Origin of the sequence: Streptomyces sp. NRRL F-6676, from assembly GCF_000725625.1 — a bacterium.
Taxonomy (GTDB): Bacteria; Actinomycetota; Actinomycetes; order Streptomycetales; family Streptomycetaceae; genus Streptomyces.
In genome coordinates, this window is the sequence record NZ_JOHS01000008.1 from 86,932 (window position 1) to 105,456 (window position 18,525).

The window sequence follows — 18,525 nt, forward strand, 5'->3', positions numbered from 1 at the left end:
ACGTCATGAACAATTCCCTTGTGAACACCGCCCGGCTGGCGGGCGCGGGACTGCGCGCGCTGCTGGTCCTCACCCTGGTGACGGGCGTCCTCTACCCGCTCCTCGTCACCGGGGTCGCCCAGGGGCTGTTCCGCGACCGCGCGAACGGCTCGGAGGTCCGGGCGGACGGACGGGTGGTGGGCTCCTCCCTGATCGGGCAGTCCTACGACGTGGCGCGAGAGCACGGGCACAGCACGCCCGACCTGCGGTGGTTCCAGGGCCGCCCGGCGGACGGGCTCGGCACCAACTCCGTCAACACGCGGTACCGGCTGCCGCTGTCCGGGGCGACCAACCTGGCCGCCGACAATCCGGTCCTCGTCGACCGGGTGAGGGCGGCCCGCGCGGCGGTGGTCCGGGACAACTCGGTGCCCGGGTACACCGTCCGGCCCTCGCAGGTGCCCGCCGACGCGGTCACCTCCTCGGGCTCCGGGCTCGATCCGGACATCTCCCCGCGGTACGCGGCCGTCCAGGTCCACCGGGTCGCCGCCCGCAACGGGCTGTCCGTGGCGGACGTGCGGAAACTGGTCGCGGACCACACCGAGGGCCGCACGCTCGGCTTCCTGGGGGAGCCCCGCGTCAACGTGCTCGCGCTCAACGTGGCGCTCAGGGACCTGGTGACGCGAGACGGACGGGGGTGACGGCGGGCGGGGCTGTCCCGGCCGGCGGCTGAGGGGGCCCGGCGAGGCGCGCCCGGCCGGGAGCCGTCCCGGACCCGCGCCGCCCAGCGGGCTTCACCGCCGCCCCGGCGCCCCCACCCGCAGCCCGTCCATCACCAGGTCGAACAGCCGGGTGGCCCGCTCCTGCCAGCCGTCCTCGGGGGCCAGCGTCCACAGGCCGGAGATGGCGAGCACGAAGTCCTCGCCGGTGACCCCGGGGCGGATCGTCCCGGCCTCGCCGCAGGCGCGGACCAGGAGATCGGCCGCGTCCGTCAGGGGTGTGGGCGCCGGCCGCCCGGGGCTGCCGGGACCGCTGGTGGCCTGGCGGATCGCCTCGGCCAGACCGGCCTTGGTCATCGCGAACTGGGCGAGCCGGTCCATCCACTCGCGCAGCGCCACGTCCGGTTCCCGATGCTCCAGCAGGCAGGCCGCGTGCTCGGCGACCTGCTGCATCCCGTGGCGGTAGATCTCCAGCACGAGGGCCTGACGATTGGGGAAGTTGCGGTAGAACGTACCCTGCCCGACGCCCGCCTTCCGGGCGATCAGGCTGAGCGGCGCGTCCGCGCAGCGGGTCAGTTCGACCACCGCCACCTCCAGGATGCGCTCGCGGTTGCGCTGCGCGTCCGAGCGCAGGGGAGCGGTCTTCTCGTGTCCCATTCGTCCTCCCCTCGGGCCTGTCGTGGGGTCAGCCCTTGCTAAGCGGACAGCTGTCCGGTAGCTTTCCAAGTACCGGACAACTGTCCGGTTGGCCCCCATAGTACCGGTGGGCAGCGCTTTTACGCCATGTGCGGGGTCCTGCGCCCGGCGCTCCGTGCGCTTCCCCCGCGACGCGTCCAGACCCGATGCCGTCCTCCCTGAATCCTCTCCCCTCCGTGTGCTCCCCGTGCTCCTTACCGACGTGTTCCGGATACACGAAAGAAGCTGATCATGGCCCCCTCGACGTCCAGCGCCATCACCTTGAAGATCAATGGCGAGAAGTACCCGCTGACCGTCGACCACCGCACCACCCTGCTCGACGCCCTGCGCGAGCGGCTCGATCTCACCGGCAGCAAGAAGGGCTGCGACCACGGACAGTGCGGCGCCTGCACGGTCCTGGTCGACGGACGCCGTGAGGTGTCCTGTCTCCAACTCGCCGTCGCGGCCGAAGGACGCGAGATCACCACCGTCGAAGGACTCGCGCGCGGCGAGGAGTTGCACCCGGTGCAGCAGGCGTTCCTCGACCTCGACGGCTACCAGTGCGGCTACTGCACCCCCGGACAGATCTGCTCGGCGGTCGCGGTGATCGAGGAGCACGCGGCCGGCTGGCCCAGCGCCGTCACCGACGACGTACGCCCCGAGGCCGGACCACCCCCGCTGACCCCCGAGGAGATCCGCGAGCGGATGAGCGGCAACCTGTGCCGCTGCGCCGCCTACGTGTCGATCGTCCAGGCGGTCTCCCGCGCGGCCGACACCACCGCCGAGCAGCGGCGGACCGACCCCGCGGGCTCCGGGCACACCGGCCGTACGGCGGACGCGGAGGCGGCGGCATGAAGGAGTTCGGATACCAGCGCGCCGGTGACGTCTCCGGCGCCGTCGCCCTGCTCACCGCCGACCCGGACGCCCGCTTCCTCGGCGGCGGCACCAACCTCGTCGACCTGATGAAGTCCGGCGTGGAGCGCCCCGGACTCCTCGTGGACGTGCGCCAACTGCCCCTGGACCGGATCGAGTCGACGCCCGACGGCGGACTGCGCATCGGCGCCACCGTCACCAACAGCGACCTCGCCGTCCACCCCGAGGTCCGCCGCCGCTACCCGGTGCTCACCCAGGCCGTACTGGCCGGCGCCTCCGGACAGCTGCGCAACATGGCCACCGTCGGCGGCAACCTGCTCCAGCGCACCCGCTGCGGCTACTTCACCGACGTGACCAAGCCCTGCAACAAGCGGGAACCCGGCAGCGGCTGCCCCGCCATCGAGGGCGAGCACCACAACCACGCCATCCTGGGCGCCTCCGACCACTGCGTCGCCACGCACCCCTCGGACATGGGTGTGGCGCTGACCGCGCTCGACGCCGTCGTCACCTACGAAACCGCCGACGGCCCCGGCGAGTTGCCGCTCGCCGACTCCTACCTCCCCGTCGGCGACACCCCGCACCGGGAGACCGCCCTGCCGGCGGGCGCCCTGATCACCGGCGTCACCGTGCCGCCCGCCCCGGTCGCCGCACGCTCCCGCTACCGCAAGGTGCGCGAGCGCGCCTCGTACGCCTTCGCCATCGGCTCCGTCGCCGCCGCGCTCGACGTCTCCGACGGCGTCGTACGCGACGTGCGGCTCGCCTTCGGCGCGGTCGCCTCCCGCCCCTGGCGGGCCCGCGCCGCCGAACGCGCGCTGACCGGGGCACCGGCCGACGCCGAGACGTTCGCCGCCGCCGCGGACGCCGAACTGGCCGCCGCCCGGCCGCTGCGCGACAACGCGTACAAGGTGACGCTGATGCGCAACCTCGTGGTGGCCGTGCTCACCGAACTCGCCGAGGAGGCAGCCCGATGACCACCGCCACCACCGGCCGTACGACACCGATCGGTGTCGTCGGCACCGCGCACACCCGGGTGGAGGGCCGCGACAAGGTCACCGGCGCGGCCCGCTACGCCGGGGAGATCCCGTTCGCCGACCTCGCCCACGGCTGGCTGGTGCTCTCCACCGTCGCCCGCGGCCGGATCACGTCCGTCGAGACCGAACCCGTCCTCGCCATGCCCGGCGTGCGCGCCGTGCTGCACCACGGCAACGCCCCGCGCGTGGAGACCCAGTACGTGGGCATGACGGGCCTGCCGGACCCGACCACGACCGTCTTCCAGACCGACCGCGTGCCCTATCTCGGCTGGCCGGTGGCGCTCGTCGTCGCCGACACCTCCGAACAGGCCCGCGAGGCCGCCGAGTCGCTCGTCGTCCACTACGAACAAGAGCCCCACCACATCGATTTCACCGGGGACGACCCGGACGCGCGCCCGGTCGACGGCGTCATGCCCGGGGTGACGGAGAAGGGCGACCTGGACGCCGAACTCGCCGCCTCCGCGCACGTCGTGGACGCCGAGTACACCACGGCCGAAGAGCACCACAGCATGATGGAGCCGCACGCGGCGACCGCCCGCTGGGACGGCGGCCGGCTCGAGCTCGTCGACTCCAACCAGGGCGCCACCTGGGTGCGGAACGAACTCGCCCAGATGTTCTCCCTCGACCCGAGCGCGGTCCGGGTGCGCTCCGAGCACATCGGCGGCGGCTTCGGCAGCAAGGGCGTGCGCGCCCACCAGGTCGCCGCCGTGATGGCCGCCACCGTCCTGCACCGGCCGGTGCGCGTCGTCATGACCCGCCGCCAGATGTTCTCGCTCACCGGCTACCGCAGCCCCACCGTGCAGCGCATGCGGCTGGGCGCCGACGCCGACGGGCGGCTGCGCGCGCTGGAGCACCGCTCCGTCAGCCAGACCTCCACCGTCCACACGTTCGTCGAGCCGAGCGCCGGTGTGCCCCGGGTGATGTACGACGCCGCCGCGCACCACACGGCCAACCTCGTCGTCCCCCTCGACGTGCCGACCCCGACCTTCATGCGGGCCCCCGGCGAGGCGCCCGGGTCCTTCGCCCTCGAATCGGCGCTCGACGAACTCGCCGAGAAGACCGGCCTGGACCCGATCGAGCTGCGGGTGCGCAACGAACCCGACCGGGGACCGGTCTCCGGGCTGCCGTTCAGCACCCGCAACCTGCTCGGCTGCTTCCACGAGGGCGCCCGCCGCTTCGGCTGGGCCGACCGCGACCCGCGCCCCGGTGTGCGCCGCGACGGCCGCTGGCTGCTCGGCACCGGTGTGGCCGGCGCCTCCTTCCACTCGGGGGCCGGCCCCTCCACGGCGCTGGCGACGGCGGAGCCGGACGGCACGTTCACCGTGCGGATCGCCGCGGCCGACATCGGCACCGGCGCCCGCACCGCGCTCACCCTGCTCGCCGCCGACGCGCTCGAAGTGCCGGTGGACCGCGTACGGGTGCGCATCGGCGACAGCGACTTCGGGCCCGCGATGATCGCCGGCGGCTCGATGGGCACCCGCTCCTGGGCGTGGGCCGTCAACGCCGCCGGGCGGGAGCTGCGCGAACGGCTCGCTCTCGGCACCGGCATCCCGCCCGAGGGCATCACCGTGCGCGCGGACACCACCGCGGCCCTCCGCACCCTCGCGCAGAAGGAACGGCACTCCTTCGGCGCGCAGTTCGCCGAGGTGGCCGTGGACCCCGCCACCGGCGAGGTCCGGGTGCGCCGGATGCTCGGTATCTTCGCGGCCGGCCGCATCGTCAACCCGCTCACCGCACGCAACCAGCTCGTCGGCGGCATGATCTGGGGCATCTCCATGGCCCTGCACGAGGAGGCGGTACGGGACCGGGCCACCGGCGGCCTCTACGCGGCCGACCTCGCGGGCTACCACGTCGCCACCCACGCCGACGTGCCGCACGTCGAGGCCGACTGGATCGAGGACGACGACCCCGACGACCCGGTCGGCATCAAGGGCGTCGGCGAGGTCGGCATCGTGGGCGCCGCCGCGGCCATCGCCAACGCGGTCTGGCACGCCACCGGCGTACGCCACCGCCACCTGCCCATCCGCCCCGACCGGGTGCTGGGGGCCCAGGGCTCGGGAGCACCGGATGCTTGACCTCGCCGGGCAACTGCACGACTGGCTGGCCGAGGGCCGGGAGTTCGCGGTGGCCACGGTGGTCGCCGTCGGCGGCAGCGCGCCCCGCGGCCCCGGCGCCGCCCTCGCCGTCGACAGCGAGGGCACGGTGATCGGCTCGGTCTCCGGCGGCTGCGTCGAGGGCGCGGTCTACGAGCTGTGCCAGGAGGCGCTGGCGGACGGCGCCACCGTCGTCCAGCGGTTCGGCTACAGCGACGAGGACGCCTTCGCCGTGGGCCTGACCTGCGGCGGGGTCCTCGACATCATGGTCACCCCGGTCGGCGGCGACGCCCCCGCGCGGGAGGCACTCCGTACGGCACTGGCGGCCGCCGCCTCCGGTGAACCGGCCGCCGTCGCCCGCGTCGTACGGGGCCCGGCCGAACTCCTCGGCCACGTCCTGGCCGTGGGCTCCGACGGAGCGTACGAGGGCGGGCTCGGCGGCCACCCGGAACTGGACCGCACGGCGGCGGTCCAGGCCCGGGCGCTGCTCGACGTGGGCCGCACCGGCACCGTCGAGGTCGCCGAGGACGGCAGCCACTGCCCGGGCGGGCTCACCCTGCTCGTCGAGTCCAGCGTGCCGCCGCCCCGCATGATCGTCTTCGGGGCGATCGACTTCGCGGCGGCCCTGGTGCGGGCGGGCAAGTTCCTCGGCTACCACGTCACCGTGTGCGACGCCCGCCCGGTCTTCGCCACCCGGGCCCGCTTCCCGGAGGCCGACGAGGTCGTCGTCGACTGGCCGCACCGCTATCTGCGCGGCACGGGGACCGACGCCCGCACGGTGTTGTGCGTCCTGACCCACGACGCCAAGTTCGACGTGCCGCTGCTTCAGGAGGCGCTGCGACGACCGGCCGCGTTCGTCGGGGCCATGGGGTCCCGGCGCACGCACGCCGACCGCGAGCGGCGGCTGCGCGAGGTCGGCGTGAGCGAGGCCGAGCTGGCGCGGCTGCGGTCGCCGATCGGGCTCGACCTCGGCGCCCGTACGCCGGAGGAGACGGCGCTGTCCATCGCCGCGGAGATCGTCGCGGTCCGGCGGGGCGGCACGGGCGTACCGCTCACCGGCTCGGGCACGCCGATCCACCGGGACGGCGGGGAGCGGGGGGTGGCGGCGGAGGCGGCGTGAGGGGCGGGGTCGGTGGAACTGTGTCTCCTTGTGGGGCGTCCATGAAGATGATCACGAACGTGGACGGCCGTGTGAACAGTCATGCGGCCGGCCACGTGGACAGCCACACCATGCGCAGGAACAGGAGAGCACCGTTTTGGGACCCCTGGGACACACCGACCTCCGCCCCGGCCGTCGTACCGCGCTGACCCTCGGCGCGGGGGCGGCCCTCGCCGTCGCCCTGCCCGCCGCGCAGGCCTCCGCGTCCGTCTCCGCCTCCGCCTCCGCCTCCGCCTCCGCGGGAACCGCCGGGCTCGCCCGGCGGTTCCGCGCGCTGGAGGAGGAGTACGCCGCGCGCCTCGGCGTCTACGCGTACGACACGGCCACCGGGCGGAGCGTGCGGTACCGCGCCGACGAGACGTTCGCCCTCTGCTCGGTGTTCAAGACACTCGCCGCCGGGGCGGTCCTGCGCGACCTGGACCGGAACGGCGAATTCCTCGCCAAGCGGATCCGGTACACCGAGCAGCAGGTGACGGACTCCGGTTACGCGCCCGTCACCGGCCGGCCCGAGAACCTCGCCGACGGCATGACGGTCGAGGCGCTGTGCGCCGCCGCGGTCTCCGAGAGCGACAACTGCGCGGGCAACCTGCTGCTGAGCGAGCTGGGCGGGCCGACCGGGATCACCCGGTTCTGCCGCTCGCTCGGCGACCGCACGACCCGGCTCGACCGGTGGGAGCCGGACCTCAACTCGGCGGAGCCGTGGCGGACGACGGACATCACCACGCCGCACGCCATCGGCCGCACCTACGCGCGCCTCCTCCTCGGCCGCGCGCTGCCGGACGCCGACCGGGAGCGGCTGACGGGGTGGCTGATCGCCAACACCACGAACGGCGAGCGCTTCGGCACCGGGCTGCCGGACGACTGGACCCTCGCCGACAAGACCGGCGGCGGCGCGAGCTACGGCGTCGCCAACGACGTCGGCGTCGCCTGGCCCCCCGGCCGTCCCCCGCTGCTCCTCGCGGTCCTCTCGACGAAGAAGGACCCCGCGGGGCCCACGGAGAACGCCCTGGTCGCCAGGGCAGCGGCCCAGGTGGCCGCGGCCCTGACCTGACGGGGGGCGGCGTGGGGTGCGTTGTCGGCTGTCGGCCGGTGGGGGTACTTCGCGCGGTTCCCCGCGCCCCTCGAAGCAGAGGGCGCCGCCTGCTTTCAAGGGGCGCGGGGAACTGCGCGACCAGCCACAGCGCACCCGCACCGGACCTGTCCACCCGAGCCCGTACGGCGCCCCTGGCCGGGAGGCCGCCGCGCGCCGTCAGCCCGGTGGCGGGCTCGCGCCCGAGCCGGCGGCTGCGGTGGCCGCCGCGCGGCCCACCGCCGCCACCAGCGGCAGCAACCGGTACCGCACCCGCTCCCGCAACGCCACCTCCGTCCGCGTGCGGACAACCCCCGGCACGCTGATCACCGCCTGCACCACGTCCTCCAGATGCGCGTGGTCCCGCGCGACCACCCGTGCGAGCAGATCTCCACCCCCCGTCGTGGAGAACGCCTCGACGATCTCGGGGACGGCGGCGAGCGCGTCACCCACCTCGTCCAGCCGCCCCTGCTCCACCTCCACGTGCACGAACGCCAGCACCGGATGTCCCAGCGCGGCGGGGGAGAGGGACGGCGCCGTACCGGTGATCACCCCGACCCGCTCCAGCCGGTCGAGCCGCGCCTGCACGGTGCCGCGCGCGACCCCCAGGATGCGCGCGTACTCCCGCACGCTGGTGCGCGGCTGCTCCAGCAGCAGTCGCAGGATGCGGGTGTCGAGCTGATCCACGGCCATGGTCCGTTGGCCCTCCGGTCGGCGGCGTCTAGCGTCGCCGACTGTACCAATGGCCCAGCGCGACGAGCCGCTGTTGAGCCACGCCCGCGCCCCCGCTTATCTTCGCCACATCAATGGCGCCGCGCAGCGCAGGACGGCAACGAAGCCGGATCCGTGCCCGCGGCGCCTTTCCATGTCCATGGGGGGCGGAGAAGCGACGGTGGAGACGGTCAAGAGGATGTTGACGGCAGCGGACCCGGGCCGGACCCGGCTACGGGTCTCGCTGCGCGCGGTGCTCGGCATCGGCCTCGCCGTGACCGTCTGCGCGGCGGCGGGACTGCCGCTGCCCGCGTCGATCACGGGCGGACTTGCCGCCCTGCTCGCGCTGTTCACCGTCGCCGACCCGACCGTACGCGGCCAGGCGGTCACCACCGCACTGCTTCCGGCCGCCGGGCTGCCGGTGCTCGCGCTCGCCTCGGCGCTGCACGGGCTCCCGCTGCTCCGCGACGCCGCCTGGCTCGCGATCGTGCTCGCGGGGGTGTACGCCCGTCGCTGGGGCCCGCGCGGCCACGCGCTCGGCATCTTCGCGTTCATGATGTTCTTCACCGCCCAGTTCCTGCACGCCGTCCCCGACGCGCTCCCGCGCCTGACCGCCGCGGTGCTGCTGTCGCTCGGCACCGCCGCCGGGGTCCGGTTCGGGCTGTGGTGCGTGGAGCGCGGTACGGCCCCGCCCGCCGCACCGGCCCCGCCGGCCGGGCGCGGACTGGCCCGGCACACCACCCGGCAGGCCTTCCAGGCCACCGTCGCCTGCGCCTTCGCGACGGCCGCCGGCGAGCTGCTGTCGTACGAGCGCTGGTACTGGGCCGTCGGCGCCGCCTGGTGGATCTTCGTCAACACCGCCTCGCGCGGCGAGACACTGGTCCGCGGCTTCCGGCGGCTGCTCGGCACGGTCACCGGGCTGGTCGCCGGCCTGCTGGTGGCCGTGCCGCTGCACGGGGCCCCGGTGCCGACGGCGGCCCTCGTCGCGGTGTGCGTCTTCGGGATCTTCTACTCGGCGCCCCTGTCGTACAGCTGGATGATGTTCTTCGTGACGGTCATGGCGGGCCTGCTCTACGGGCTGCTGGGCGTGCTGCACCCCGGGCTGCTCGGCCTGCGGCTGGCCGAGACGGGCGTGGGCGCGCTCGGCGCGGCGCTCGCCGTCGCGCTGGTGCTGCCGGTCACGACGCACGCCGTCACCGACCACTGGGTGCGGCGGGCACTGCACGCCGTGCACGCCTGCGCCACCGCCGCGTCCCGCCGCCTCGCGGGCGACGAGGGGGCCGACCCCGCGCCGCGCGTGGCGGAGCTCGAAGCGATCCTGGGACGCGTACGGATGGCGCTCGCGCCGCTGGTGCACCCGCTCAACCCACTGCGGGCGCGCGGAGCGCGCGCACGAACGGTCCTCGCCCTGCTCGACGAATGCGTCCGCGAAACCCGCGGCCTCGCGACGGTCGCCGCCCACCCCGACGCCTCCCACGACACCCGCCTGACCGCGGCCTGCGCCCGCGTGGAGACGGCGGTGCACACACTCCTGGGCGCGGTTCCCACCCGCACGACCACACCCCCGCCGGCGCCCCACCCCCCGCACCCGGCCGTGGAACGGGCCCTCACCCACCTCCACACCCTGGAACACACCCTGACAGCCCTCGCCACCCCCCTGAAAGGCTGATGAGGCTGAGCCCGACAGCGCGCCGCGGCCCACACCGGCCCCCGGGCCGCCCGGGCTCCGGGGCGGAGCCCGAAACCGCCCCCGCGCGCGGGAGCCCGTCACGTCCCCGGGGGCGCCGCCCCGGCCTGGTCTAGACCCCCTGCTACCGTCGCCTGCGACGGATCGAGCGCGGCGAGAGGGGACGGACGTGGGCGTGACCGACGGCGGCGAACGGCGGGCGTACATCGGGTCCTACACGGCGGAGGGCGGCCGCGGTGTCCTGACCGCGACCGTCGACGAGGACACCGGCGCCCTCACCCCCCTCGGCGCCGCCGACGACGTACCCGACCCCTCCTTCCTCGCCCTGGCCCCCACGGCCGGACTGCTCTACGCCGTCAGCGAGACGTCCGACGGCGCCGTCGCGGCCTTCCGCGTCACCGGCGACACCCCGGAGCGCGTCGGCACCCCGGTCCCCGTCGACGGCGGCGGCCCCACCCACCTCAGCGTGCACGCCGGGCACGTCGTGACCGCCAACTACGTCTCCGGCAGCGTCACGGCCGTCCCGCTGCGCCCCAACGGCACCCTCGCGGACGCGGCGTCCGGCGTGCTCCGGCACACCGGCTCGGGCCCCGACCCCAAGCGCCAGCAGAGCCCGCACGCCCACCAGGTGCAGCCCGACCCCAGCGGCCGCTGGCTGGTGAGCGTCGACCTCGGCACCGACTCCGTCCGCGTGTGCACCCTGGAGGCCGGGGTGCCCGTCCTGCGCCACGAGTACGCGCTGCGCCCCGGCTCCGGCCCCCGCCACCTCGCGTTCCACCCCGACGGGGAACACGCGTACGTCGTCAACGAACTGTCGCCCACGGTCACCGTCTGCCGCTGGGACGCCGACGCCGGCGCGCTCAAGCCGCTCGGCGAGACCTCCGTGCTGCCGAGCGCCCCCGACGGCGACGCGTACCCCTCCGGCATCGTGGTCTCGCCCGACGGCCGCTTCGTGTGGACCTCGACGCGCGGCCAGGACGTGGTGTCCGTCCTCGCCGTCGAGCCGGGCGGCGAGGGCCTGCGGCTGATGGCGACCGTGCCCTGCGGCGGCGCCTGGCCGCGCGACCTCGCCCTGTCGGGCCGCTTCCTGTACGTGGCCAACGAGCACTCCGGGAACGTCGCCTGGTTCGCGCTCGACCCGTCCTCCGGGCTGCCGCGCGCGGGCGGCTCACTGGAGGCCCCGGCGGCCTCCTGCGTGGTGTTCGCCTGAGCCGGGCCGGACACCGGGCACACCGGGTCACACCGGGACATGCCGAAGGGCCCGCCTCCCCGGGGGGAGCGGGCCCTTTTCGCGTTCTCGTACCGGCTTCCGCCGACGTCCGGCGGCTCAGCGCACCGGCGTGCCCTGCGGCTGCGGCTGGGCGATGCCGAGCGCCGTCGTGTACTTGGCGAGCACCAGCTTGCCGATCGCCGGGTACGCCCCCAGCGGCTCGGCCGTCGCGCAGTCCGCCTCCTTCGCGGCGGCCTCCAGCAGGCCCTCCTCGATCTCGGGGCCGACCAGGTACGGCGCGAGCGCGAGCTGCTGCGAACCGGCCGCCCGCAGCTCCTCGGCCACGGCCGAGATCGCGCCCTCCTCGTCCAGGGCCGCCGCCATCACCGGCACGGCGAGCCGCGCCGCGAGCAGCATGCCGGTGATCCCGGCCGCCTGCACCGCCTCGTCGCCGCCCACCGAGGCCAGGACGATGCCGTCGGCCGCGGTCGCCACGGTGAACAGACGGGCGCGGTCGGCGCGGGCCAGACCGGCCTCGGAGAGCCGTACGTGCAGCGCTTCGGCGAGCAGCGGGTGCGGGCCGAGGACGTCCGTCAGCTCGGCCGCGATCCGGCTCTCCATGACGGCCTGGCGGATCCGGCGCAGCAGCGCGTTGTCCGGCCCGGCGAGCAGCGGCACGACGACGCCCACGGGGCCGTCGGGCTCCTTGGCGTCGCTGCCGGCGGCGCGCGCCTGCTCGTAGCGGGCGGTGCGCTCCTCGGCCGCGCGGGCCAGGACGTGCCCCAGCGCGGGGAACTCGGCCTCGTCCCCGTCCACGTACGCGATGCGGGCATCGAGACCGGGCAGCTCGGACCGCGCGATGCTCACCACCTCTTCGGCGAGGCTGCGCATCGCGGCGCTGGGCGTGCCCGGCACCGCGAGGACGAGCGCGGGCGAACCCTCGGGAACGGCGAGGGGTTCCGGACGGCGGTGCCGCCCGGGCTGACGCGGACGCGGCATTCGTACAGGCAGGCCATTCGCGGGCCCAGTGGGGGAGCTCATGGCGCCGCATGCTACTGGCTTCCTGGGCTCCCCTGTTCGGGGAGGGTGCAGGTGAGCGGTATCCGTCCGGATTTGTCTGATGAGGTACGTACGAATTCGAGACGATCGGCATGGTTCGGCCATGTCGGCGGACGATTGTCAGGGCTGTCGGGGGAGGCGGCGGTCCGTCCCGCCCCGGGGGGAACCGGCATCGGGCGGAGTCCCACGTTCGGGTGGCTGAAAAGTCATGTCGTCGGTGCGGTGGCCGGCCCGGGGTCACTGCCCGGCGGCGGCGGGCGGCGGCGTCCTCCCGTCGACGGTCACGTGCAGCATCCGCGCGTCCTGGGGGAGCGCGAGCGATCCCGCCGCAAGGTCGCACGCGATGCGCACCGCGCCGTGCAGCGGGTCGCCCTCGGCGGGCACCCGCCGCGCATGCGGCAGACAGCGCGACAGCTCCTCCGCCAGCGGGACGGTCAGCGCCTCGCCCAGCTTCAACAGGCCGCCGGTGACGGCCAGCCGGGGCTGCCCGGAGGGCGGACAGACGGCCGCCGCGGACTCCGCGAGATGCCGGGCGGCATCCCGCAGCACACCCGCCGCGACCGGGTCGTCCCCGGCGCGGGCGGCCACCTCGGGCGCGAACGAGGCGAGTACGGCGGCCCGGTCCGTCCGTGGATACAGCCGCCCCGGCAGCCCGGCGACCGGCCCGAACACCTCCTCGGCCCGCCGCAGCAGCACCGCCGAACCCCCCGGCCGCCCGTCGTGCGCCCGCAGCGCGGCCTCCAGCCCGGCCCGGCCGATCCACGCGCCGCCCCCGCAGTCGCCGAGCAGATGTCCCCAGCCGTCCGCCCGGCGCCAGCCGGACAGGTCCGTGCCGACGGCGATCAGCCCGGTGCCGGCCGCGACGACCGCGCCCGGCCGGGCGCCGAGCGCACCGGTGTAGGCGGTGACGGCGTCGGCGGCCAGCGCGAGCCGCGACACGCCCAGCTCCCGCTCCAGGGCGGCGGGCAGCTCGGCCCGCAGCCCGTCACCGAGCGTCGCCATCCCGGCCGCCCCGACGGCCACGGCGGCCGGCGCGTCCGCCCCCGCCTCCGCCAGCAGCCGCCGCACGGCCGGCACGAGTTGCGCCAGCAGATGCCCGGCGTCGATCCCCCGCTCCCCGGTCCGCACCGGCTCGCCGGAGGCGAACGGCCCGGCGGCCACCGAACCGTCGGCCCGCGCCAAGACCGCGCGCAACCCGGACCCACCCGAGTCCACCCCGAGCACGGCCCACGGCCGCTCCCGCCCCGGCGACACCGGTGTCACGGAAGGCGCCAGTCCACCGGGGTCGCGCCCTGGCGGGCCAGCAGGTCGTTGGCGCGGCTGAACGGGCGGGAGCCGAAGAAGCCGCGGTCGGCCGACATCGGGGACGGGTGCGAGGACTCCACGGACGGCAGGTCGCCGAGGAGCGGGCGCAGATTGCGGGCGTCGCGGCCCCACAGGATCGACACCAGCGGACGGCCCCGGCCGGCCAGCGCCCGTATCGCCTGCTCCGTGACCTCCTCCCAGCCCTTCCCGCGGTGCGCGCCCGGCTTGCGGGGGGCCGTCGTCAGCGCCCTGTTGAGCAGCAGCACGCCCTGCCGCGTCCACGGCGTCAGATCACCGCTGGACGGCTGCGGCACCCCCAGGTCGGTGTGGAGCTCGCGGAAGATGTTGAGCAGGCTGCCCGGCAGCGGCCGCACCTCCGGCGCGACGGAGAACGACAGCCCCACCGCGTGCCCCGGGGTCGGATACGGGTCCTGCCCGACGATCAGGACCCTGACCTCGTCGAAGGGCTGTTGGAAGGCCCGCAGGACGTGTTGTCCCGCCGGCAGGTACGTCCGCCCGGCGGCGATCTCCGCGCGCAGGAAGTCGCCCATCTCGGCGATCCGTCCGGCCACGGGGTCCAGGGCCTTCGCCCAGCCCGGTTCGACGATCTCATGCAAGGGTCGTGGTGCCACGGCCGTCACCCTACTGCCGGACGCGCCGTGACGATCAACCGATGGCCGGGCGGTGGCCGGAATCGACCGTCTCGCTCGCGAACCCGGCGCCGCCCGCGCCTCGTTGACCGCCGTCGGCGCGGTGCCGCTCACCCGGTCACCGCCGCCCGTACGCAGAGCACGTCCGGCAGGTGCGAGGCCAGCTGCCGCCAGCTGTCCCCGTCGTCCGCCGAGGCGTACACCTCGCCGTTGCGGTTGCCGAAGTACACGCCCGCCGGGTCCGCGTCGTCCGTGCACATCGCGTCGCGCAGCACCGTTCCGTAGTGGTCCTCCCGCGGCAGCCCCGCCGTCAGCGGCTCCCAGGTGCGGCCCGCGTCCGCCGTACGGAAGACCCGGCACCGGTGGTCCGCCGGGACCCGGTCGGCGTCGGCGTTGATCGGGAAGACGTACGCCGTGTCCCCGCGGTGCGGATGCGCGGCCACCGCGAAGCCGAACGTCGACGGCAGCCCCTCGCCGATGTGCGTCCAGTGCGCCCCCGTGTCGTCGCTGCGGTACACACCCCAGTGGTTCTGAAGATAGAGCCGGTCGGGGTCGGCCGCGTCCCGGGCGACCTTGTGCACGCACTGGCCGAACTCGGGGTCGGGATCCGGCAGGAAGACCGCCGAGACACCGGAGTTGGACGGCGCCCAGCTCGCGCCGCCGTCCCGCGTGCGGAACACCCCGGCGGTGGAGACGGCGACCGTCACCGCGTCCGCGTCGCGCCGGTCGGTGAGTACCGTGTGCAGCCCCTCACCGCCGCCGCCCGGCACCCATTTGTTCCGCGTCGGGTGCTCCCACAGGGGGCGGACGAGGGAGAAACTCTCCCCTCTGTCCTCCGAGCGGTACAGCGCCGCCGGTTCCGTGCCCGCGTACACCACGTCGGGCTCCGCCGCGGCCGGGTGGAGCTGCCACACCCGCTCCAGCGACGCCCCGGTGTCCTGCGGGAACTTCACGGCCGGCCGCGCCGGCTCCGTCCACGTGCGCCCGAGGTCGTCGGAGTGGAAGACCGACGGGCCCCAGTGCGCGCTGTCCCCTCCCACCAGCAGCCGCGGCGTCGGCCCGCGGGTGTCGATCGCGACCGAGTAGACCGCCTGCGCGTTGAAGTACGGCCGCTCGTCGAACTCCCAGACGCCACCCCGCCGGCGCCCGATGAACAGCCCCTTGCGGGTGCCCACGGTAAGCAGAACGTCGGACATGCCGACCACCTCCGAAACCTCGTTGTTCCAGACATGGGCCAGTCTGCACCCCACCACTGACAGTGGCCCCGGAACGACTCCGCGACGGCTCCCGGACGGCCGCGGACCGACTCCGCGGCGGACCGCACGGTGCCGGTGCGGGCGCCCCGGATCCGGGTACCTGGACGGTCGGCGCGCCGCACGGGCGACGCACCTCACATGAGCAGGACGGCGGCCGCCCGCGTAGGAGAGGGCGGGCGGCGGACGTCCGGCGTGTCGACGGTTCCGGGGCGGTGAGGAGGATGCCGGTGAAGATGGCATTCCGACGACGCGGGGTCTGGCTCTGGCGGTGGCGGCGCAATCCGCTGCGCCGTCGCAGCGACAGGGCCGAGGCCTGGGTGGTGCTGGTCACCTGGATCGTCACCGTGACCGGCGGCGTGCTCGCCGGTGTGGCGGCGACGCACACGGTCGAGCGGACCCTCGCCCGGGAGCGGGCCGACTGGCGGCCCGTGGTCGCCCGGCTCCTGGAGAACGCGCCCGCCTCCGCCTCCGGCGGCGCCCGGGTGTGGGCCGAGGCCCGCTGGACCGCCCCCGACGGCGCCGCCCGCTCCGGTCAGGCCAGGGTCCCGGCCGGCAGTACGCGCGGCACCACGGTCACGGTCTGGACGGACCCGGCGGGCCTGCTGGTCAACAAGCCCCCGTCCGCCGCCACGGCCGCCACGCGTGCCGCCCTGATCGGTGCCCTGACGGGGGTCGGCGCCGGAACGGTTCCGCTGGTGTGCGGCCGGCTCCTGCGCGGCCGGCTGGAACGCCGCCGGATGGACCAGTGGGACGAGGACTGGGCACGCTTCGGACCGACCTGGGGCCGCACGACGGGCTGAGCCACCCGCCCGTGCGGGCCGGGGGCCAGCTGTGCGCGCCGCCCGCTCCCGCGCGCCGCCCGCCCCCGCGCTGCCCGGCGGGCTAATCGTCCGCTGGCTGCCCGGCGCGCTCCCCGGCGCGTCCCTCGTCCCGGCTCTCGGTGGCGAAGAAGCGCGAGAGGTCCGTCGCGTGCGCCCCCTGCGCCCCCGTCGACCCGCCGCTCTCCGGCGGAGCACCCTGCTCCCACGCGAGGCCGTACCGGCGGAACAGCTCCGCCCGCAGCACCGGCAGCGACATCGGCGCCCCCGGCACCAGGGCCGCGTAGACCGCCCCCATCAGCAGGGCGCGCAGCATGGGGTAGTCCTGCTCGGGACGGTCCGAACCGTTGCGGACGACCGTCTCGCGCAGCAGTTCGGCCAGCCGCTGCTGCTCGGGACACTGCACGAAGCCCTCGGCCTGGAGGATTCCGGCCATGTGGTGCCGCATCAGCACGGGGTGGTCCCGGGTCAGGCCCAGGATCGCGTCGATCGCCCGGGCCATGCGCTCGCGGCCGTCCTCGGTGCGCGGCGCGCGCTCGAGCCCTTCCTCCAGCGTGCGGTGCATCAGCCGGTGCACGGCCGACTGGAGCAGCTGCCGCTTGCCGGGGAAGTAGTACGACACCAGCCCCCGGGCCGAACCGGCGCGGTCCGCGATGTCGGTCAGCGTCGTGGCGTCGTAGCCCCGCTCGCCGACGAGCTCCACGGCGGCCTGGAGAAGCCGTTCCCGGGAACGCCGCCGCAATTCTTCATTGACCGAGGCGCTGCGCGGCGACATCCTGTAACTCCTGCGTTGACTGGCTGCCAGCCAACTATAGTCAACGCATCCCCGGACCCGGTCGGCGCGGGTCCGTCGGGGCTGCCGTCCGCCTCGGGCGACGCGGGGGATCGTCCGAGGCGGACGGCGGGGAAGCGGGGGGAACGGGGGGGCGGGGCCGCGCCCGGTCCGGGAGCGGCCCCGGGCGCGGTTCCCGTACCGGTGGGGCGGCGCGGGCAGGTCGGGCGGGCGCGGGTCCTCGCACAGGTGTCGCAGTGCGCGGAATGCCTCCCTAGAGTGGGGCGGGAGCCCCCAGGAGGCGTACGACATGGACGAGCAGCAGATTCTCGGCAGGATCACGGCCATGGTCGACGAGGAGCGTGCGCTGCGCGACGCCCTCGCGTCCGGGCGGATCGACAGCGACACCGAACACCGGCGGCTCGGCGACATCGAGCGGGAACTGGACCAGTGCTGGGACCTGCTGCGCCGGCGCCGCGCCAAGACGGAGTTCGGCGAGAACCCGGACGAGGCCACGGCGCGCCCGGTCTCGCAGGTCGAGAACTACCAGGGCTGACCGGGCAGCCGACACAACGCGGCACCCCCGGCACCCCGGCACCCCCGGGCATCCCGGCACCCCCGGGCATCCCGGCGGCGGAGCGCCCCCTTTCCCCGCCCGCCGTCAGCCCGCCAGGCCGAGCACGGGCCGCAGGCCGTCCGGCCGGTCCGCCACCGCCAGAGGTTCGACGAAGCGCACCGCACACCCCAGGGCGGCCGCGCCCCCGTCCGCGACCCGGTTGTCACCGACCATGAGCGTGTCCTCGGGCGCCACCCCCAGCGCGTCGCACGCCAGAGCGAACAGCCGCGGATCCGGCTTCTGGACCCCGTGCTCGTACGACAGCACATACGCCCCCACGTGTGCGTCGAGCCCGTGCGCCCGGAACACCGGCCGCAGGTCCCAGCCGATGTTGCTGACGACACCCACCGCGATCCCGCGCTCGCGCAGCCCGGCGAGGGTCTCGGCGGCATCGGGGTACGGGCTCCACGCGGCCGGGGTCATGTGGCGGTCGTACAGGGCGTCGTACAGGTCGGGGCGGGAGGCGACGCCATGGGACGGGTCCGGGGTGCCCGGCAGGTCCGGCGCTTCGATGGCCGGTGGTTCCAGTGACGGCAGCGGCACCAGCCGGGAGGCGCCCGTGTACGCCGCCCGGTGCAGTTCCGCGCTCCGGTCACGTACCGGCCAGAGGCCGGCGAGGTCCTTGGGCAGCGGCCGGAGCGGAGGGGCGCCGCCGGGGAGCGCGCCCACCGCCTCCAGTTCCCCGGCCGCCCGCAGCAGCTCGGGCTCCGGCAGGGCGAGGCCCTTCTCCGCGAGGGTGGCGCGCAGCCAGGCCTCGGCGGACTCGATGCGGAAGAGGGTCCCGGAGAAGTCGAAGAGCACGCCTTTGAGAGCCATGGACGTGATCCTTGAGGGCGGCCCCGTACC

18 protein-coding genes are annotated in these 18,525 nt (G+C 75.3%); 10 read left to right on the forward strand and 8 right to left on the reverse strand.

The window, feature by feature from the left end:
• The first annotated feature begins 5 nt into the window (after positions 1-5).
• A complete protein-coding gene (locus tag IO29_RS07080) occupies positions 6-677 on the forward strand; it encodes a potassium-transporting ATPase subunit C (RefSeq protein WP_030377841.1) in 672 nt (223 codons plus the stop codon).
• A 93-nt stretch (positions 678-770) separates the two neighbouring features.
• Here IO29_RS07080 and IO29_RS07085 read toward each other — a convergent pair whose 3' ends face one another.
• The gene (locus IO29_RS07085; RefSeq protein WP_030377842.1) at positions 771-1,352 is read right to left on the reverse strand and encodes a TetR/AcrR family transcriptional regulator; all 582 of its coding nucleotides are present in this window, start codon (positions 1,350-1,352) and stop codon (positions 771-773) included.
• Positions 1,353-1,622: 270 nt separating this feature from the next.
• Between IO29_RS07085 and IO29_RS07090 the strand changes: the two genes are divergently transcribed.
• The 5 genes from IO29_RS07090 to bla all read left to right on the forward strand — a co-directional run bounded on the left by IO29_RS07090 (position 1,623) and on the right by bla (position 7,577).
• Positions 1,623-2,225, forward strand: coding sequence for a (2Fe-2S)-binding protein (locus tag IO29_RS07090; protein WP_030377843.1), 603 nt, complete (start codon positions 1,623-1,625; stop codon positions 2,223-2,225).
• Positions 2,222-3,214 (forward strand): FAD binding domain-containing protein, encoded by a 993-nt coding sequence (locus IO29_RS07095; protein ID WP_030377844.1) that lies wholly within the window; start codon positions 2,222-2,224, stop codon positions 3,212-3,214. The genes IO29_RS07090 and IO29_RS07095 overlap by 4 nt, the downstream gene beginning before the upstream one ends.
• Entirely contained in the window at positions 3,211-5,349 is a 2,139-nt protein-coding gene (locus tag IO29_RS07100; protein WP_030377845.1) for a xanthine dehydrogenase family protein molybdopterin-binding subunit, read from the forward strand. Before IO29_RS07095 ends, IO29_RS07100 begins: the two co-directional genes overlap by 4 nt.
• Positions 5,342-6,487, forward strand: coding sequence for an XdhC family protein (locus IO29_RS07105; protein WP_030377846.1), 1,146 nt, complete (start codon positions 5,342-5,344; stop codon positions 6,485-6,487). Before IO29_RS07100 ends, IO29_RS07105 begins: the two co-directional genes overlap by 8 nt.
• Before the next feature lie 145 nt (positions 6,488-6,632).
• Positions 6,633-7,577: a class A beta-lactamase gene (gene bla / locus IO29_RS07110; RefSeq protein WP_030377847.1), complete on the forward strand. Its 945-nt coding sequence runs from the start codon at positions 6,633-6,635 to the stop codon at positions 7,575-7,577.
• A gap of 198 nt (positions 7,578-7,775) precedes the next feature.
• Here bla and IO29_RS07115 read toward each other — a convergent pair whose 3' ends face one another.
• Positions 7,776-8,288, reverse strand: coding sequence for an Lrp/AsnC family transcriptional regulator (locus IO29_RS07115; protein ID WP_030377848.1), 513 nt, complete (start codon positions 8,286-8,288; stop codon positions 7,776-7,778).
• Between the two features lie 217 nt (positions 8,289-8,505).
• Here IO29_RS07115 and IO29_RS07120 point away from each other — a divergent pair, with 217 nt between their 5' ends.
• The gene (locus IO29_RS07120; RefSeq protein ID WP_030377849.1) at positions 8,506-9,975 is read left to right on the forward strand and encodes an FUSC family protein; all 1,470 of its coding nucleotides are present in this window, start codon (positions 8,506-8,508) and stop codon (positions 9,973-9,975) included.
• 193 nt (positions 9,976-10,168) lie between these two features.
• Positions 10,169-11,203 (forward strand): lactonase family protein, encoded by a 1,035-nt coding sequence (locus IO29_RS07125; RefSeq protein WP_030377850.1) that lies wholly within the window; start codon positions 10,169-10,171, stop codon positions 11,201-11,203.
• Positions 11,204-11,320: 117 nt separating this feature from the next.
• Here the strand turns inward: IO29_RS07125 and IO29_RS07130 are convergent, their stop codons facing one another.
• From IO29_RS07130 to IO29_RS07145, 4 genes are all read right to left on the reverse strand, one after another.
• Positions 11,321-12,244, reverse strand: a complete 924-nt coding sequence (locus tag IO29_RS07130) for a sirohydrochlorin chelatase (protein WP_106969713.1) — start codon at positions 12,242-12,244, stop codon at positions 11,321-11,323.
• A gap of 255 nt (positions 12,245-12,499) precedes the next feature.
• Entirely contained in the window at positions 12,500-13,516 is a 1,017-nt protein-coding gene (locus tag IO29_RS07135) for an N-acetylglucosamine kinase (RefSeq protein WP_033224747.1), read from the reverse strand.
• A 5-nt stretch (positions 13,517-13,521) separates the two neighbouring features.
• Positions 13,522-14,199, reverse strand: coding sequence for a uracil-DNA glycosylase (locus IO29_RS07140; RefSeq protein WP_030377853.1), 678 nt, complete (start codon positions 14,197-14,199; stop codon positions 13,522-13,524).
• Positions 14,200-14,327: 128 nt separating this feature from the next.
• Positions 14,328-15,413 (reverse strand): WD40/YVTN/BNR-like repeat-containing protein, encoded by a 1,086-nt coding sequence (locus IO29_RS07145; protein ID WP_030377854.1) that lies wholly within the window; start codon positions 15,411-15,413, stop codon positions 14,328-14,330.
• A 293-nt stretch (positions 15,414-15,706) separates the two neighbouring features.
• On the opposite strand from IO29_RS07145, the gene IO29_RS07150 reads away from it, so the two are divergent.
• Positions 15,707-16,273 carry an Rv1733c family protein gene (locus IO29_RS07150; protein ID WP_030377855.1) on the forward strand — a complete coding sequence of 189 codons (567 nt, stop codon included), beginning with the start codon at positions 15,707-15,709 and terminating at the stop codon, positions 16,271-16,273.
• An 82-nt stretch (positions 16,274-16,355) separates the two neighbouring features.
• On the opposite strand, the gene IO29_RS07155 is transcribed toward IO29_RS07150, so the two are convergent.
• Positions 16,356-17,066: a TetR/AcrR family transcriptional regulator gene (locus IO29_RS07155; protein ID WP_030377856.1), complete on the reverse strand. Its 711-nt coding sequence runs from the start codon at positions 17,064-17,066 to the stop codon at positions 16,356-16,358.
• Between the two features lie 307 nt (positions 17,067-17,373).
• Here IO29_RS07155 and IO29_RS07160 point away from each other — a divergent pair, with 307 nt between their 5' ends.
• On the forward strand, positions 17,374-17,619 hold the full coding sequence (locus tag IO29_RS07160; protein ID WP_030377857.1) for a DUF2630 family protein: 246 nt from the start codon (positions 17,374-17,376) through the stop codon (positions 17,617-17,619).
• 105 nt (positions 17,620-17,724) lie between these two features.
• Here the strand turns inward: IO29_RS07160 and IO29_RS07165 are convergent, their stop codons facing one another.
• Entirely contained in the window at positions 17,725-18,495 is a 771-nt protein-coding gene (locus IO29_RS07165; protein WP_030377858.1) for an HAD family hydrolase, read from the reverse strand.
• Positions 18,496-18,525 lie beyond the last annotated feature (30 nt).

What these genes read in the sequence shown, in the direction of transcription:
- IO29_RS07080 (WP_030377841.1), top strand. Translation starts at nt 6, where the DNA reads ATGAACAATTCCCTTGTGAACACCGCCCGGCTGGCGGGCGCGGGACTG.
- IO29_RS07085 (WP_030377842.1), bottom strand. Translation starts at nt 1,352, where the DNA reads ATGGGACACGAGAAGACCGCTCCCCTGCGCTCGGACGCGCAGCGCAAC.
- IO29_RS07090 (WP_030377843.1), top strand. Translation starts at nt 1,623, where the DNA reads ATGGCCCCCTCGACGTCCAGCGCCATCACCTTGAAGATCAATGGCGAG.
- IO29_RS07095 (WP_030377844.1), top strand. Translation starts at nt 2,222, where the DNA reads ATGAAGGAGTTCGGATACCAGCGCGCCGGTGACGTCTCCGGCGCCGTC.
- IO29_RS07100 (WP_030377845.1), top strand. Translation starts at nt 3,211, where the DNA reads ATGACCACCGCCACCACCGGCCGTACGACACCGATCGGTGTCGTCGGC.
- IO29_RS07105 (WP_030377846.1), top strand. Translation starts at nt 5,342, where the DNA reads ATGCTTGACCTCGCCGGGCAACTGCACGACTGGCTGGCCGAGGGCCGG.
- IO29_RS07115 (WP_030377848.1), bottom strand. Translation starts at nt 8,288, where the DNA reads ATGGCCGTGGATCAGCTCGACACCCGCATCCTGCGACTGCTGCTGGAG.
- IO29_RS07120 (WP_030377849.1), top strand. Translation starts at nt 8,506, where the DNA reads ATGTTGACGGCAGCGGACCCGGGCCGGACCCGGCTACGGGTCTCGCTG.
- IO29_RS07130 (WP_106969713.1), bottom strand. Translation starts at nt 12,244, where the DNA reads ATGAGCTCCCCCACTGGGCCCGCGAATGGCCTGCCTGTACGAATGCCG.
- IO29_RS07145 (WP_030377854.1), bottom strand. Translation starts at nt 15,413, where the DNA reads ATGTCCGACGTTCTGCTTACCGTGGGCACCCGCAAGGGGCTGTTCATC.
- IO29_RS07150 (WP_030377855.1), top strand. Translation starts at nt 15,707, where the DNA reads ATGGCATTCCGACGACGCGGGGTCTGGCTCTGGCGGTGGCGGCGCAAT.
- IO29_RS07155 (WP_030377856.1), bottom strand. Translation starts at nt 17,066, where the DNA reads ATGTCGCCGCGCAGCGCCTCGGTCAATGAAGAATTGCGGCGGCGTTCC.
- IO29_RS07160 (WP_030377857.1), top strand. Translation starts at nt 17,374, where the DNA reads ATGGACGAGCAGCAGATTCTCGGCAGGATCACGGCCATGGTCGACGAG.
- IO29_RS07165 (WP_030377858.1), bottom strand. Translation starts at nt 18,495, where the DNA reads ATGGCTCTCAAAGGCGTGCTCTTCGACTTCTCCGGGACCCTCTTCCGC.